We start from the raw sequence: 15882 nt of genomic DNA on the forward strand, positions 1-15882 counted from the left end.
TTTTTATTGGGAGACTGAAGATGCAGAAATCGATTTTGATTGTTGGCGGTGGTACAGCTGGTTGGTTAAGTGCGGCTATCATTGCGGCGCACCATAAAAATCGGCCTGATGGTCAATTGAAAATCAGTTTGGTTGAAGCCGCTGATGTCCCAACAGTTGGTGTAGGTGAGGGAACATGGCCAACGCTTCGTAATACAATACGATCAATCGGAATTGACGAAAAAACACTCTTCAAAACGTGTTTTGCAGGCTTCAAGCAGGGGGCAAAATTTGTAAACTGGGCAAGCAATGATGATTTCTACTATCATCCTTTTACCGTGCCGCTTGGTTATGGGAATATAGATTTAGCGCCTTACCTTGATGATGTTGCTAGCTTTGCAAAGGAATCCAATTACCAAGAGGCTGTTTGTCAGGCGGGTTTGGCTCCGCGAGCTCCAACAGAAGGCGAATATCAAGGTATTTGCAATTACGCCTATCATCTGGATGCTGGGGCTCTGGGTGATTTGCTTAAGAATTATTGTCGAGATGAATTAGGTGTAGAGCACATTATAGGCACGGTGCGAGATGTGCAGCTGGGCGAAGATGGAGGCATTGCTGGTTTATCTCTTGAGAATGATGGTAAAGCTTTTGAATTGTGTGCCGATTTGTTTGTGGATTGTACAGGGTTTAGATCACTCCTGTTGGGGAAGGCGCTTGGCGTAAAGTATAAATCTGTAGATGATATTCTCTTTAATGACACAGCGTTGGCTTTGCGCGTTCCCTATGAAAACGAGAATGACCCCATTGCTTGTCATACGATCGCAGAGGGTCAGAATGCTGGATGGATATGGGATATCGGCCTCACGAATAGGCGGGGTGTAGGGCATGTTTTCGCTAGCGATTATTTATCCGAAGATGAAGCCATGCATAATCTTCAGAATTATGTTGGTAGATCGATCGCAGATTTGGATGTGAACAAAATCAGCTTTTCCGCAGGGCATCGAGAAGTCGGGTGGAAGAAAAATTGTGTAGCGGTTGGTTTGGCAACAGGATTTGTGGAACCATTAGAGGCTACCGCTATAATGCTTGTCGAAGTCGTTGCGCGTTATGTGGCAGAGAATTTATTCTCTGATGAGGCCGCAATGGAAGTTGTATCAAAGCGCTTCAATCAGCAAATGGATTATCGTTGGCAGCGTATCGTAGACTTTTTGAAATTACACTACATGCTAACTAAGCGAGAAGAGCCTTATTGGAAGGCGCATACAAATCCTGACACAATTCCGGAAACGCTCCAAGAAGATTTGGCTATTTGGCAGAACAGAGGTCCAATCAAATCCGACTTTGACGGCGTTGCAGAGCTTTTTCCGGCAGCGAGTTATCAATATGTTTTGTATGGGATGGGATTTAAGCCAAACTTTTCTGAGCAATCCTATTTGTATGATCAGCAACAACAAGCAAATCGCATTATTGAGAAGAATCGAACGGTAACTCAGCAATTATTGAGGGACTTACCCCCGCATCGAAATTATATAAACCACTGGCTAAGCGCCTGATAGGGATCGGATATGAGTAATTTAACGCCATTGAGCAACATTGCGGATAAAACGATTAAAGTCAGTTCGCAAAGGTCGATGTTGTATGCGGAGGGGCGACACATGATGGCGCTCAACGTCGCGGAAGTGAGTCGAGCTATTGTGGACTTTCCGGTTTTGATTAGTCGAATTCAAGGCACAGGTAGTTTTTCTCTATCGGCTCTGACCAGTTTTGAACCCAATAAAAATGTCTATTTATCAGGTGGTCTTTGGGGTTCGAGTTTCTTGCCTGCGGAAATGCACACATTTCCTTTTCAGTTATTGCCCAATGAAGATAAGAGCCAGTCACCTGTCATAGGAGCCGAATTAAATTCTCCGTGCTTTTCGGGCGAAGAGGGGGAGGCTCTGTTCGATGGGGCGGGGCAACCTGCTTTATGGGTTAGCCAAATTCAAGCGCAGTTGGTCGAAAATGCTAAAAATGCAGTCCTAACCGATGAGTTTTTCAAAACGATTGATAGTTTAAATCTGCATGTACCGATTGTTATATCTCTGCATCTGGCAGATGGCCCAATAAATAAAATCGGTGGCCTGTCTATTGTTAATGAAGATAAGCTCAAATCGCTAACTTCCGAGCAATTGGCTATGCTCAATGAAAAGGGTTTTTTAGGGCCATTGTATGCGATGCTCTTTTCAATCTTTCAGTTAAATGGCCTCATCCGTAAACACAATGAAACTGAGGGATTTGTGAAGATTGCTAAATTGGAGATTGAAATCGCCAAAGCTAATAGTTTGATCTAAAAAAATGCCCATAACCAGAAGGATTATGGGCAAGTTTAGATAGTACCAATTTACGGAACACAGATCAGGGAGATCAATTGGAACTAACAGGGATCGTGTAAACGGGAGAGGACACCGCCATCCGCATAAAGCGTGGCTCCCGTGATAAAACTGGCATTGTCTGAACAAAGAAAGAGTGCAGCTTTTGCAATCTCAGATACATCAGCAACACGGCCAATCGGGTGTGCGTCTGCTAGCTCTTGATAGGCTTCGGGTTTGCCTTCGAAGCCAGCCTTGAGCATTGGAGTTTCAGTCGCTGCTGGCGCTAGTGTGTTCACACGAATTTTCTTACCTAGGTCCACTGCAAGCGATCTTGTTAGTCCGTGCATCGCTGTTTTTGTTGTGGCATAAGCGGGAAATTCAGCTTTTGTCGCCTGGGCGTGCACAGTGCCTATGTTTAAGATTGAGCCTTTATTTGCAGTGAGTTGTTCTAGAAACTGTTGAGTGAGAACGAATGGTGCAAGTACATTTACGTTGAAGCTTAAAGTGAGGTCTTCAGGTTTTAAATCTTCAGTGCTACCCAAAATTTGTATGGCTGCGTTATTGATCAGCGCTTTCAATGGTGATTGAGCTGTATACTCGCTGACTTTCGAGGTAAATTCAGTTGCTTTTTCGGGGGAGGAAGCAATCTCATTTAAATCTGCTGGGATAAAAGCATCAAAATCACTGGAAGTTGTTTGGTTGGTTGAGCGACCAGTCGCAATTACAAACCATCCTTCGGCTTTGAAGGCTTGGCACAGGGCCATTCCGATGCCGCCTTGCGCGCCTGTTATTATAACTGATTTCTTCAAAATAAATCTCAAGTTTTCCAAATACTTCAATTGCTAAAGTTAGCTTATTTTTTTTGGTATTTCCATGTGCTGAATGGATTGAGCACAAATCAAATAATGAAATTTGCTCGCTGCTTTTTAATCAAGATAACAAAAGTAAGGTTCATGGGGCGGTAATGGCCTTTAGATGCAATGTTAGAGCGAGTGGTGGCTAGTATTATTTTATTGAACAATTTTCAAATTCGATAGATTTAGTTCAAAAACTAACCTCAAATCTGGAGTGAACGAGGTAGGAGTTATTATTACAGTTAGTGTGACATTTAAACAGTGCTCGATTTGACGTGCTTGATATTGATGTGTTTTGAAAAATTTCATAAAACATGTTAAAAACAATAATTTAAAAAGAGTTTTGCTTGTGCTCCACTAAAGAGCACTTCAATTTTTTCTTAAATGATTTCGCGCGTTGATTATCATAGATTTTCAAAAAAAAGCGAATTTTTGAAAAATCTCCTCTTGCCAATAAATTAATTGTAGCCAATCTTTATTGACTAAAATTATAATAAAAATGTTCGGGCAGATAAAAAAGCGGGTCCGACGCAGTGGAGGAAGCAAATGTCAAAGAAGGTTACTGGGTTAATTCATCAGGCTTGGGGTAAGGGGACAAAGCTTGGGTTGAGTGCAAGTGTTGGGGTTGCCGCGATACTGGGCTTGCCAGCTTATGCTCAAGAGCAGCAGGCTGATACTGAAGCTGAAAGAAGAGTGCTGGACGCTATAACAGTTACAAGTACAAAAAGAGCAACGACACTTCAGGATACACCTATAGCTGTGTCAGTTGTATCTGATGAAGAGATATTGAAAGCTGAAATTCAAGATATCGCTGATATTCAGTCTCTTGTCCCATCATTGCGAGTTACAACTGGATCGACCATAGACAGCACAGCCTTCAGTATCCGCGGATTTGCTAGCGGCAGCGGTGGCGGAGGTATTGAGCCTTCTGTAGGTGTATTTGTTGATGGTGTTTATCGTTCTAGAGCATCATCATCCATTACTGATTTGCCTAACCTCGAACGTGTTGAAGTGTTGCGTGGACCGCAATCAACTCTATTTGGGAAAAATGCCTCGATCGGTGTGATTTCATTGGTTACGAAGGCTCCAGAATTTGAGTGGGGAGGTTATGCTTCGGCTACGGCAGGAAACTATGGATTGTTGCGTTCGCGAGCAGGTATGACAGGCCCTCTGACAGATAAATTGGCGTTTAGTCTGGATGGCAACTTTCAGATGCGGGATGGGTATGGTCAGAACCTGCAAACTGGACAAGATTTAAACGATAAGGATCGTTGGTCAATTCGTGGTCAATTGCAGTATGAGCCAACTGAAGACACCACCTTTCGTCTGATTGTCGATCGCGACGAAATCAACGAAAGTTGTTGCTTAACGTCAAACATAGTTGCCGGTACTACAACCAGATTTGTCTTTTCTCAGTTTGGAGACATAGTTCTAGAAGATCCATTCAGCTATGATACGTATACTGATATCCAGCCTCGCTCTGAGATATCAAATTCAGGTGTTTCATTGCAGTTGGATCAGAATTTTGATCCGTTCACTTTAACATCAATCACTTCGTACCGTACTTCAGAAAACTATCGATTCGCTGATGGTGATGGAGGTTCTTCTGCTGACATCGCATTGAGTGTAAATGATTCTGAATTGGATACTTTTTCTCAGGAAATCCGTCTGACATCTAACTCCAGTGATTCTTCATTCGACTGGATGGTGGGTGGTTATTATTTCAAAGAAAACCTGGATGTTGAAGGGCAGTTTACTTTCGGAGCGGACCTTAGACGTTTTGTTGACATTGCATCCAGAGGTGCGGTCAATGGGCTTGAGGCTACTTTGGGTCTACCACCGGGAGGGGCGTTTTTCCAGGATGGTCAAGGCGCATTTGAAAACAGAGGGCAGGAAAATGAAGCATGGTCTATTTTTGGAACTCTAGATTGGCGCATCACTGATAAATTAACAGCTACTGTAGGGATGAATTACACTGCAGATGAAAAAGAAGTGTATGTGAATCAGGTAAATACAGATAGTTTTGCTGCTCTAGATTTCGTCGGGCTTGGTGTCGTTGCATTTGGTTTAACGCCTGCTCAAGCTCAAACCCCTGGAGTAAACCCATTGTTGGGTTTCCGTAGTTTCCAATTCCTTCGTCCTTTTGTTGATTTCCCAAATGCGGTTGAAGATGGCCGTTCTGATGACAGTGATACGACTTATACGGTGCGTTTGGCTTATGACATGACGGATTCTGTCAATCTTTATGGGTCATACGCGACCGGTTTCAAGGCCACGTCTTGGAATCTTGGTCGAGACAGCAAGCCAACTGCAGACCTGTTTACAGCAGGTTTCCCTCTGCCTTCATCTCCAATTGCAGACGCTGGATTAGCTGTTCCCAACTTGGTTCCAGGAACACGAAATGCCGCCCCTGAAACAACTGAAGTGATTGAAATTGGGATGAAAGCTCAATGGGATCGCTTTTCTGTAAACTTGGCTGTGTTTGATCAAAAAGTTGAAAACTTCCAAGCTACTCTATTCTTGGGTGGTGAAACAGGCGGATTTGCTTTTGCTAATGCTGGGGAGCAGTCAACGCAAGGTGTTGAAATTGAAACAAATTGGGCGATCACTGATAATCTGAGGCTAGGTGTAAATGGTACTTGGATGGATGCTAACTATGACGATTTCCAAGGCGCACCAGGGCCGGGTGGAACTGTTGTGGATTTATCAGGTACTAAACCTGCGAATAGACCGGATCTGACGACAACAACTTCAATATCTTATGACCGTGATATTGGTTCAGCTAATTGGTATATACGCGCGGATTGGAGGCACCAAAGCGGAGCGCCTTACTTTGATAACCCAACTAATCAGCAATTGATTGGCATTGAGCAAGAGTACGATCTTGTGAATGCCTCTTCTGGGATCACGCTTGATAATGATCTCTCATTTTCAGTTTGGGGAAGAAATATATTTGAAGAAGAATATATCACCGGTGCATTCCCAACATTGCTTCAAACAGGCTCAATTTCTGGGTTTACCAATCAGCCTGCCACGTATGGTGTGACTGTTAGGAAGGTGTTTTAGAAATGCGGAAACGAGTTAAACACTTAAATGCTCTGCTAATCGGAATGGGGGCTTTGTTATTTGTATCTGCATGTAACAAAGCGCCAAGCACCGATCACTATTCTCAGTCGGAACTAATCAAAGGTGTCAACTATATTGGAATATCTGTTTCTGACTTGGCGGCTGCTGAAGCTTTCTATTCAAATTCAATAGAAGGCTTGGAAGTTGTGGAGAGAAAGGTGCTGGAGCAAACTTCAGTACTGGATTCACTCGCAGGTGAAGACGGGCTAGTTGTGGATTCAGTTATGTTGAGGAGCAGCAATGCTCAATTGCGTCTAATGCAGTTTGCGGAGAATGATCATACAGAAGTTGATGCTGTTCCCGTGAATGGTCCAGGCATGATGCATGTCTGCTTTCAGGTGGACGAAAAGATTCAAGCTTACCAGAAGTTTTTAAACAATGGTGCCAAGACTATAGGTGATCCAGAAATGGTTCAGCTAAATCCTCTTCGACCCGTCAAATATGCTTATGTAAAAGATCTCGATGACACGATTGTTGAAATTGAACACGTCGACATCAAAGCGGCAAAGTTGAAAGAGCCACCCAAACATAACCATCGAATGCGCCATATTGCGCTAGCAACTGGTGATGTTGAGAGGTTGGCTTTATTTTATCAGAAGCTTCTTGAAGCAAAAGCTCCTAGACGTTTTGACAATATCTCTTCTAAAAAGATTGATAGGGTTGCTGGTATGGAAGGTTCTAAACTCACTATGGCTTGGTTTCATATTGGAAATTTGGAACTAGAGCTGGCCCAATATCATAGTCATCCACCTCAAGAGTTGAGTGGGACCCGTCCGATCCAGGCGCATGGATACAACATGATTATGCTTGATGTGACGGACGCCGATGCTGTTAGCAGTTTGGTTGTTGCAGCCGGTGGTACAATTGTTTCTGAGAAAGAGATGCTTGATGGTGGGGAGGTGATTTTTGCTCGTGACCCAGATGGCAATCTACTTGGGCTACAAGAAGCGTCGCCGGAATCCATAATTTCATCAGACAATTTTTTGAGCAATCTAATGTAGTGTTTTTCCTCTCCCAAGTGGAATGCACGGGTGAGCCTGTGGGGAAGGAGTAAATAGGATCTACTCCTTCCCGAAGGCTTTTAACAAATTCACTAAGCCAGCGAGTTTAGATTTAAGGCAAATGTAATGGTAGCAAGAATTTTCAACTGGGCTTTTATAATATTTCTTATGCTGGTCGGTATATACCTGACTTTGCTTGGTGGATTTTTAACCTACCTGGGAGGCAGCCTATATTATGTGGTAGCCGGAATAGGAATGTTGGTAGTTGGAACTCTCTACATTCGCAAAAATGAATGGGCTGTTCGTATTTATGCTTTGATGCTCGGATTGACTATTGTTTGGTCACTTTTCGAGGCAGGGTTAGATTTTATGGCCTTACTTCCACGCCTTGCTGCTTGGATCGTCGTTGGTGGTTGTTTCTTATTGCCTTGGAGGCGTGAATTTGTAAGGGGGCTTGCGGTTGCAAAATTTCCAAAATTACCGGCGTCGCAAATTCTATTGAAATGCGGAATGGGAGTAGGGGGAGTTGCCCTGCTATTGTCAGCGGTTCAAGGCTATGAACGAAATTCTACCGGATCTGAATTTGATTCACAAAGCCCGGAAACGGTTCAAGATTGGCGTCAATATGGTAATGATGATGGGGGGACTCGATTTGCTCAAATTGATCAGATCAACACTGAGAATGTTTCGAAATTAAAAGAAGTATGGCGCTTTCGTACTGGTGTGTCAGATGACTTCAAAATGACACCTCTTCAAGTGAATGGTCTGTTGTATCTTTGCGGGGCAAACAATGTGTTGATCGCTGTCGATGATACGACAGGCAAAGAGGTTTGGCGATATGACACAAAGTCTGAACCCACTGCGCAACATCAATACGCAAAAACATGCCGCGGTATTAGCTATTTTGAAGCGCCTGAAAGTTATCAGGGTGAGTGTAAAAAGCGCATAGTCACTGGTACTGTCGATGCCCGAATGATGACTGTCGATGCTATGACAGGTGAGCTGTGTACGGAATTTGGGGAAGAGGGGGCAATCGACCTGCGCAAGGGTATGAGTCCTCATGCGCCTGATGATTATTACGTGACATCACCACCTCTTGTTGCGGGCGATGTGTTTGTTGTTGGTGGTTTAGTCCTGGACTCTCAAGATTTAGGTCTGCCTTCAGGTGTTGTCCGCGCGTATGATGCTATTACTGGTGAATTTCGCTGGGCGTGGGATGTTGGAAACCCAGACTACAAAGGCGAACCAAAAGAAGGTGAGACCTATACGCCGGGAACGCCAAATGTTTGGTCTATAATGAGTTATGATGCCGAATTGGATCTCATTTATGCGCCTACTGGTAATGCATCACCAGATTACTATGGGGGGGAACGCAGGCAATTTGATGATGAATATTCATCTGCAGTCGTAGCCATAGATGCTGAAACGGGAAATACTGTTTGGAAGTTTCAAACAGTGTATCACGATGTGTGGGATTATGATGTTCCTGCTCAACCTGTATTGTTGGATGTGCGCAAAGATGGAGAGCAGGTACCTTCTGTTGCAGTGCCAACAAAACGTGGTGAAATTTTCTTGCTAGATCGCCGTGATGGAAGTCCGGTGCACCCAATTGAAGATCGCCCAGTTCCGCAAGATCCAGTGATAGGGGATTATCTTGCTGAGACGCAACCTTTCTCTTCGTTGCCGCATTTTCGTCCATTCTTGCATGAAAAGGATATGTGGGGCCTAACACCTTTGGATCAGCTACTGTGCCGCGTTGAATATAAAATGATGCGATATGAGGGGCATTTTACACCGCCTACAGAGAAAGGCAGTTTGCTATTTCCTGCCAATTTCGGAGGGTTTAATTGGGGAAGTGTATCTGTTGATGCTGACAATGGATTATTGGTAGCTGCACCTATGTTGCTCGCAAACCGCATTCTTCAAGTAACACCTGAGCAAGTGGCTGATGCTGGTCCTAGAGCTGCTTTGTTGTTGGGTAAAAATCATCCAGCTGTTCGTTTGGACCCGGAGGGACCAATGCCTGAAATGGGGGAAGCTGATGCAAGCGACCCTTACGACCATCGCCGTATCAAATTTTATGCAGTGACCATGCCATTTATGTCTCGATTTGCGTTGCCTTTGCTCGGTGGCACGCAGGTTCCTTGTTTTGAGCCGCCTTGGTCTCAGATTGCTGTTATCGATTTGAATACCAACGAACTTATGTGGAAACGCCCGCTGGGAAGCATGAAGGAATCCGGTCCATTTGGTTGGCGTTCTGGATTGCCATTTAGTGTGGGTACTCCTGTGCGAGCAGGTACGATGACAACGCGCGGCGGATTGACTTTTATGAGTTCTACTATGGACAGAACGGTGCGAGCATTTGACGTAAGAACAGGTAAGGTGGAGTGGTCGCAAGAATTGCCTGGAAACGGGCAGGCCACGCCCATGAGTTATGTGTCTGAGAAGTCCGGCAAGCAATACATCATTGTAACAGTGCCAAATCCAGGATGGAGATATCCGAGAGATCCAGTCAGTGGGAACTACACAGATAGTCAAAGTGTTATTGATGGGAAGGGCGGATATGTTATCGCCTATGCGCTTGATGAATAGCTTTAACAATTGAGGGGCATGTCAAAGGCTTTCTTCAATTTTAAATTACGCATAGTGTTATAGAATCAAGAATAATCTGGAGGGTGCAGCGGCTTATTGTGTGCCCTCTCTTGCGTAAAAGTATATAACATGACTGAAGAAGCGACAAAAACCAGAACACGGCTCAGTCCCGAGAAGCGAAGGTCACTTATATTGGACAGTGCCGCGATTATTGTCGCGCGTGATGGGGTTGCTCAAGTTTCGATGGATGCGATTGGGCGTGAGGCTGGAGTCAGTAAATCGCTTGTTTATAATTACTTTGAAAACTTAACTGAGCTTTTGAAGGAGCTTTTGGAGCGTGAGCTGAAAGAGCAACGCTTTCATCAAGCAAAAGCTGCGGAGAATGCTGAAACTTTTGAAGAATTGGTCAGGGGCGTGACGCATGAGTATCTGTCGTATATTGCCAAGCGTGGTTTGTTGATTGAGCGTTTGCAGTCAGAGCCAAGCCTATCTGATATATCCAATCCGACTGACTATAGTAGAGAGACTTCTGTTGAATACCTCACCGAGATAGTGGTCCGCAATTTCGGACTGGATCCAGATATTGCGCGCGCAGCAACGGATATTTCGTTTGGATTGCCTGCAGCCGCTGGAAATTATCTTTTGCATTCGGAAATGGAACTAAAAAAAATAGAAGATCTGACAGTGACAATGATTTTGGGATCATTGTCAGCTGTCAATAATGATAATTCCATACGGAAGTTGAAGATTTAAAAAGAATAAAGCTAGAAAACGTTGACTGACTGGCCGCCATCTAAAACGATCGATTGACCAGTCATATAATTGCTTTTTTGTGATGCCAGATAAACAGCGATTCCTTCCATGTCTTCTAGTTGGCCGCCTTTTCCATTTGCCGTTCTGCGCATGCAAGTTTCTCGAAATATTGCTGGTGCGTTTAGGGACATTTCAGTCTCGATATAGCCAGGTAGAATAGCATTTGCTTGGATGTTCATTGGTCCAAGTTCAATTGCAAGTGCTCGAATTAATCCGTTTACTGCTGCTTTGGTTGCGGAATAGGTTGTATTTCTAGGTGTGCCTACAATAGCTGCGGCTGAAGACGTAACGATTAGTTTTCCAGGAGATTGTTGCTTTAGGAATTCGCGTATAGCTGCCTGAAATGTAAGGATTACACTGGTGAGGTTTAGGTCAACATTGAACCGCCAATCATCCATAGATAATTCGTGAAGGGGGCCAGTTACTCCGCCGCCTCCCGCGTTTGCGAAAAAGCTGTCTATTTTTCCAAACCTTGAAATAGTGGATGCCATTGCTTCTTTGACATTCTTTTCATTTGTAACGTCACAAGTGAAGCTTTCTACATCGCCCCCAAGTTCTTTGAGTTCACTTAGGGCTAATTGATTTTTTTCGCTGTTTCTTCCCCAGATCGCAATCTTTGCATTTGCTTTGACAAGACCTTTCGCCATTGCGAGGCCGAGTCCGCCGTTTCCGCCCGTGATAACTGCAACGTGGTTGGTGAGGTCCATCATAATTCATTCTGCCGTGGTTGCTATAAGTGCTGCCTCTAAGGATGAGGTTATTGGAAAAAAAGTCAATAACAATTTCAAAATTAGCGGAAAATTGATATTTTAAGTGGTTTTAGTAGACGTCAGAGTGTTTTGTTGGCTTATTGGTCAGCAAGCGGGTGGGGCGTTTTGTTCCACTTTAGGTTCGTATCATTGACAATTCGAGATGTTCCTTTTAGGTGCCCGATATGTTGAGGAACGGCTATCAAACTATGAGTACGAAACAATCCTTCATTGCATTTGCTGCAATGATTGTCTTTGTGCGCGCTTTAGTTCCTGCCGGATGGATGTTGGCACCTAGTGAAAACGGGGACAGCATTAAAATTCAAGTTTGTGATGGGCATTGGGTAAATTGGAATCCAATTACAGGTCAGACCGATGAGAGTGATCTCGATGGAAATGAATATCCTCAAGACAGTGCTGACCTCTATAATAAATGTGCATTTTCAATATCAGTGGATGTGGAGAAAACGGTCGAATATGACCATCTCGTTCAAACGAGCGTGTGGGCTAGCCTCACGATCCCGCGTCCTTCAACTGGACCACCGATAGGGCGTCAAAACCAATACCAATTACCCGCCAGAGGGCCTCCATACCCAGCCTAAATCTATTTGATTTTTTGGTTGGTTGTCCTGCGTTTCATTAAAAGAAAAGTGCGCAGGTTATTGGAGAATAAATTCGTGAATTTTTATCTTAAAACGGCTGCAAGTCTTGCGGTCCTTTCTGCGTCATCTGTCTTTTTTTCTGGCACCGCTTCGGCCCAAGGGGTGGGCCAACGTTCAGAGCGCATGCAGATGGATACAGTTGTGCTAACAGGCACTCAATTGAGTGGAACGGCAATTGATTCAGCCGCAGCTCGTGAAATTCTTGAGCGCGTACCTGGAGCCGTTGGTTTAGTTGAAGCTGATGTCTTCCTTGATGATTTTGCGCAAAGCATCGGGGATGCTTTGACATACACGCCGGGTGTCTTTGCTGATGTTTCAGCGCAGCGAGAAAGTCGTTTGTCAATTCGAGGATCCGGATTGAACTCCACTTTTGAGCGTCGTGGTTTGACTGTTTTGCGTGATGGTGTGCCAATTTCTCGTGCGAGTGGAGCGACTGAGTTCCAAGAAGTGGATCCACTTACAATCGACTATATCGAGGTTTTTAAAGGTGCAAATGGATTGCGCTACGGTGCTTCTTCTTTAGGAGGGGCGGTTAATATTGTAACTCCAACAGGACGAACCCGTGACGAAACCGCATCATTGCGCTTAGAGACGGGAAGCTTCAATACATTTAGAGGAAGCGCAAGCCTTTCCCATGCAGGTGAAAAATGGGATTTTTATACCGGTCTGACAGGATTGAAATCAGACGGCTTTAGAGATCATTCCGATGTGAACAGTGTCTATAGTCATTCAAATTTAGGATACAAGTTCGATTCCGGAATTGATACGCGCTTTTATCTTACAGCGTTAAGCGACAACTTTGAATTATCTGGTAGCCTAACTTTTGATGAGGCAATGAATAACCCGCGGGCCAACCCACCTGGTGTGTCTATCGGTCCATTTTTTCCGGGCGGTCCGGTTGTTGTTCTGGATGCAGGCCCTGAAGGGGATGATTGGGATCGAAACCTCGACGTATATCGTTTGGCTAATAAAACGGTGATGCCATTTGAAAGCTTCAATATGGAAGTGGGTGCTTGGTACGCATATCGTGATCTTGATCACGCGATTACGCGATTTGCGGGTATTATTGTTCAGCAAGAGGATGAGGTGGGAGCGTCTATTCGATTGGATGGTCAGACAAGTGTACTTGGCTTGGATGCTGGTTGGATTTTTGGAGCCCAGATTAGCTCATCAGAGAATGATGCGCGGAGATATGTAAACGACTTTGGTCGCCGAGGGGAACAAAGTTCAAGAAGTGATCAATCAGCTGAAAATATTGTCTCATATGGGCAGTTTGACCTGTCTCTCACTAGCAACCTGACAGCAATTGCAGGTGTTCAGTATGTGAATGTCATTCGTGAAACCGAAGATGTCATGAATGGCGAGGCAGGTGAAAACGGTAAGGTTACAAAAGCTCAGTTTAGTCCAAAAATTGGTTTGCTTTGGGATGTAAATGACGACGTTCAAATATTCATGAATGCCAATAAGTCCTTTGAACCAGCCAACATGTCTGACTTAACGGCTGGCGGTGCTTTGGACTTTACACCTTTGCAGGCCCAAAAAGCATGGACGGTAGAACTGGGGTCTCGTGGACAGAAAGGGCGTTACTCTTGGGATGTCGCTGTATATCGCAGTGAAATCGAGAATGAGTTTGTTGAACTTCCATTCCCAGGATCCCGCGGAGCGGTATCGGCAACATTTAACGCAGGAGATACAATTCACCAAGGATTGGAGCTTGGGTTTGATGTGGATTTATCATCTGAAGAAATGAATGAAAATGGCGCGTCTTTTGTTTGGAGAAATGCGTATACATTTAATGATTTCACATTCGATAGTGAGCCATTAGATCCATTTGGACGTCTCAATGATTTATCCTTGAGTGGAAACAAATTGGCTGGGATACCTGAGCAAATTTATGTGACTGAGCTACGTTATGAAACGGATGGTTTTTACACTTCTGTAAATATGCGGCATGTGCCTGAGGGACCTTGGGGTGACTATGCAAACACATTCATGGTTGAGGGATACACTCTCTTTGGATTGAATGCTGGTTTCGATTTGACTGAAACGGTGAGTCTATTTGGTTCTATCGAGAACATTGGCAATAAAAACTATATTTCCAATGTATCAACTGTTGGAGACTTCTCTCAACAAGGCGGGAATATCTTCACACCTGGCACAGGCCGAGCAGTGTATGTCGGTTTGAAATCTTCATTTTAATTTAAGTTGAGAAGGGAGCACTGTTATGCGTGTATTCTCGATAAAGTATCATCGCATGCTAGGGCTGATTGCTGGAATAGCTTTGCTAATCTGGGGAATTTCAGGCCTTTTGCATCCGATTATGACGACGTGGGGACCGCAACAAGCAGTGTTCTTTCCTCCTAAGCAGGCGATAAATTTGCAAGGAGTTCATCCCTTGTCAGAGACGCTAGCAACTGCAGGCATAGAAAAGGCAAGTGCTGTTCGTGTTGTTCCATCTGATGGTAAAAATGTTCTTCAGGTCACGATTGAAGCCAATCAACCAAGGCAGTATTTTGAGCTGGTAAATGGAACAGAACTTATCAACTATGATGTAAAGCATGCTGAGTATTTGGCGCGTTATTATACAAAGGCAGAAGAAGATATTCGGTCAGTTGAGTGGGTAGATGAATTTACTCCAGAATATCCTTGGGTGAATCGTCTCTTGCCGGTTTACAAAGTCAGTTTTGATAGACCCGATAATCTTTCAATCTTTGTGTATACCGAAACCAATGCATCGGCGGGATTATCCAATAATTTCAAGCACACAGTGCAAACAGGATTTCGCTGGCTTCATACTTGGAGCTGGTTTCCAAGGGATGCCGATTGGGCTCGTGTTGTTCTGATTTCACTCTTTATGCTGTCTCTTTTTTCAATTGCAGTGACAGGTATTGGAATGTTGCTGTTGATCAAGAGAAAAGCTCGTGCGCCGGGTGTGCGAGGATGGCATAGATTGGCTGGTTATGTATTGGCTTTACCGATCTTGTCTTATTCAGCCAGTGGTCTGTTTCACTTGCTTACATTTGCTGCGGTGCCGCCTGTGAGCAATCTACAATTATCTGAACCTATCGATCTCAATAAAGCTCATTTTCCAATTCATGAACAATGGGAAGAGATTAGCGCGGGGCTGAATGTATCAACGGTTTCTATCATTGAGGATGTAAACGGTAACCTCTTATATCGTTTGGGTATTGCAAAACCTCGCAGTGGTGGTCCGAACACAGCCGCAGAAATTCGAAATGCAAGATATGATGGGGTGGAGCGTACCGGTCCAGCTATTTATTTAGATGCATCCACAGGATTACCTGTAGAGCAGGGTGACAAAGAGTTGGCATTGCAGTTGAGTGAAAAATTCACGCAGAATGATCGTGAATTGATAGAAGATGCTGGCATAGTCACACGATTTGGTTCGGGATACGATTTTCGAAATAAGCGATTGCCTGTATGGCGCTTTGACTATGGAGCGCCTGTGAATGCGACAGTATTCGTAGATACAACAACAGGTGTATTGGCTGATGTAACACTCCATTCTGCAAAGCCTGAACAATGGAGTTTCTCTCAACTTCACAAGTTCGATTTTTTGCGAATGGCGGGGCGTGATGGGCAAAACGTAATTATCGCAATTATAGTGCTGTTATGTCTTGGTTTTCTTGCGGCGTTGGGTTTGCAAATGGATATCAAACGCCGCCGACGTTAGATTTGGATTGGTCGCCGTGTTCTATCTTATTTTAATGGAACACGGTGACTGTATTCTAAAA

The 15882-nt window shown here is 44.2% G+C and carries 11 protein-coding genes; 9 read left to right on the forward strand and 2 right to left on the reverse strand.

The window, feature by feature from the left end:
• Positions 1–20 precede the first annotated feature (20 nt).
• Positions 21–1532: a tryptophan halogenase family protein gene (locus tag F551_RS0100830; protein WP_018995572.1), complete on the forward strand. Its 1512-nt coding sequence runs from the start codon at positions 21–23 to the stop codon at positions 1530–1532.
• Positions 1533–1544: 12 nt separating this feature from the next.
• The gene (locus tag F551_RS0100835) at positions 1545–2309 is read left to right on the forward strand and encodes a SapC family protein (protein WP_026296573.1); all 765 of its coding nucleotides are present in this window, start codon (positions 1545–1547) and stop codon (positions 2307–2309) included.
• Between the two features lie 83 nt (positions 2310–2392).
• On the opposite strand, the gene F551_RS0100840 is transcribed toward F551_RS0100835, so the two are convergent.
• The gene (locus F551_RS0100840; protein ID WP_233355185.1) at positions 2393–3139 is read right to left on the reverse strand and encodes an SDR family NAD(P)-dependent oxidoreductase; all 747 of its coding nucleotides are present in this window, start codon (positions 3137–3139) and stop codon (positions 2393–2395) included.
• A gap of 591 nt (positions 3140–3730) precedes the next feature.
• Here F551_RS0100840 and F551_RS0100845 point away from each other — a divergent pair.
• The 4 genes from F551_RS0100845 (at position 3731) to F551_RS0100860 (ending at position 10656) form a co-directional block, all read left to right on the forward strand.
• Entirely contained in the window at positions 3731–6250 is a 2520-nt protein-coding gene (locus tag F551_RS0100845; RefSeq protein ID WP_018995575.1) for a TonB-dependent receptor, read from the forward strand.
• Between the two features lie 2 nt (positions 6251–6252).
• A complete protein-coding gene (locus F551_RS0100850) occupies positions 6253–7311 on the forward strand; it encodes a VOC family protein (RefSeq protein WP_018995576.1) in 1059 nt (352 codons plus the stop codon).
• 126 nt (positions 7312–7437) lie between these two features.
• Positions 7438–9903, forward strand: a complete 2466-nt coding sequence (locus tag F551_RS0100855) for an outer membrane protein assembly factor BamB family protein (RefSeq protein WP_018995577.1) — start codon at positions 7438–7440, stop codon at positions 9901–9903.
• Between the two features lie 129 nt (positions 9904–10032).
• The gene (locus F551_RS0100860; protein ID WP_018995578.1) at positions 10033–10656 is read left to right on the forward strand and encodes a TetR/AcrR family transcriptional regulator; all 624 of its coding nucleotides are present in this window, start codon (positions 10033–10035) and stop codon (positions 10654–10656) included.
• A gap of 11 nt (positions 10657–10667) precedes the next feature.
• Here F551_RS0100860 and F551_RS0100865 read toward each other — a convergent pair whose 3' ends face one another.
• Positions 10668–11426: an SDR family NAD(P)-dependent oxidoreductase gene (locus tag F551_RS0100865; protein ID WP_018995579.1), complete on the reverse strand. Its 759-nt coding sequence runs from the start codon at positions 11424–11426 to the stop codon at positions 10668–10670.
• A gap of 248 nt (positions 11427–11674) precedes the next feature.
• Here F551_RS0100865 and F551_RS0100870 point away from each other — a divergent pair, with 248 nt between their 5' ends.
• From F551_RS0100870 to F551_RS0100880, 3 genes are all read left to right on the forward strand, one after another.
• The gene (locus F551_RS0100870) at positions 11675–12067 is read left to right on the forward strand and encodes a hypothetical protein (protein WP_018995580.1); all 393 of its coding nucleotides are present in this window, start codon (positions 11675–11677) and stop codon (positions 12065–12067) included.
• Positions 12068–12142: 75 nt separating this feature from the next.
• The gene (locus F551_RS0100875; protein ID WP_018995581.1) at positions 12143–14326 is read left to right on the forward strand and encodes a TonB-dependent receptor family protein; all 2184 of its coding nucleotides are present in this window, start codon (positions 12143–12145) and stop codon (positions 14324–14326) included.
• 25 nt (positions 14327–14351) lie between these two features.
• Positions 14352–15821 (forward strand): PepSY domain-containing protein, encoded by a 1470-nt coding sequence (locus F551_RS0100880; RefSeq protein WP_026296575.1) that lies wholly within the window; start codon positions 14352–14354, stop codon positions 15819–15821.
• The last annotated feature ends 61 nt before the right edge of the window (positions 15822–15882 follow it).

Origin of the sequence: Hirschia maritima DSM 19733 (assembly GCF_000378345.1) — a bacterium.
Lineage (GTDB): Bacteria > Pseudomonadota > Alphaproteobacteria > Caulobacterales > Hyphomonadaceae > Hirschia > Hirschia maritima.

Bases quoted from the DNA above. Each gene is read 5' to 3' on its own strand.
- F551_RS0100830 (WP_018995572.1), top strand. From the start codon at position 21: ATGCAGAAATCGATTTTGATTGTTGGCGGTGGTACAGCTGGTTGGTTA.
- F551_RS0100835 (WP_026296573.1), top strand. From the start codon at position 1,545: ATGAGTAATTTAACGCCATTGAGCAACATTGCGGATAAAACGATTAAA.
- F551_RS0100845 (WP_018995575.1), top strand. From the start codon at position 3,731: ATGTCAAAGAAGGTTACTGGGTTAATTCATCAGGCTTGGGGTAAGGGG.
- F551_RS0100850 (WP_018995576.1), top strand. From the start codon at position 6,253: ATGCGGAAACGAGTTAAACACTTAAATGCTCTGCTAATCGGAATGGGG.
- F551_RS0100855 (WP_018995577.1), top strand. From the start codon at position 7,438: ATGGTAGCAAGAATTTTCAACTGGGCTTTTATAATATTTCTTATGCTG.
- F551_RS0100860 (WP_018995578.1), top strand. From the start codon at position 10,033: ATGACTGAAGAAGCGACAAAAACCAGAACACGGCTCAGTCCCGAGAAG.
- F551_RS0100865 (WP_018995579.1), bottom strand. From the start codon at position 11,426: ATGATGGACCTCACCAACCACGTTGCAGTTATCACGGGCGGAAACGGC.
- F551_RS0100870 (WP_018995580.1), top strand. From the start codon at position 11,675: ATGAGTACGAAACAATCCTTCATTGCATTTGCTGCAATGATTGTCTTT.
- F551_RS0100880 (WP_026296575.1), top strand. From the start codon at position 14,352: ATGCGTGTATTCTCGATAAAGTATCATCGCATGCTAGGGCTGATTGCT.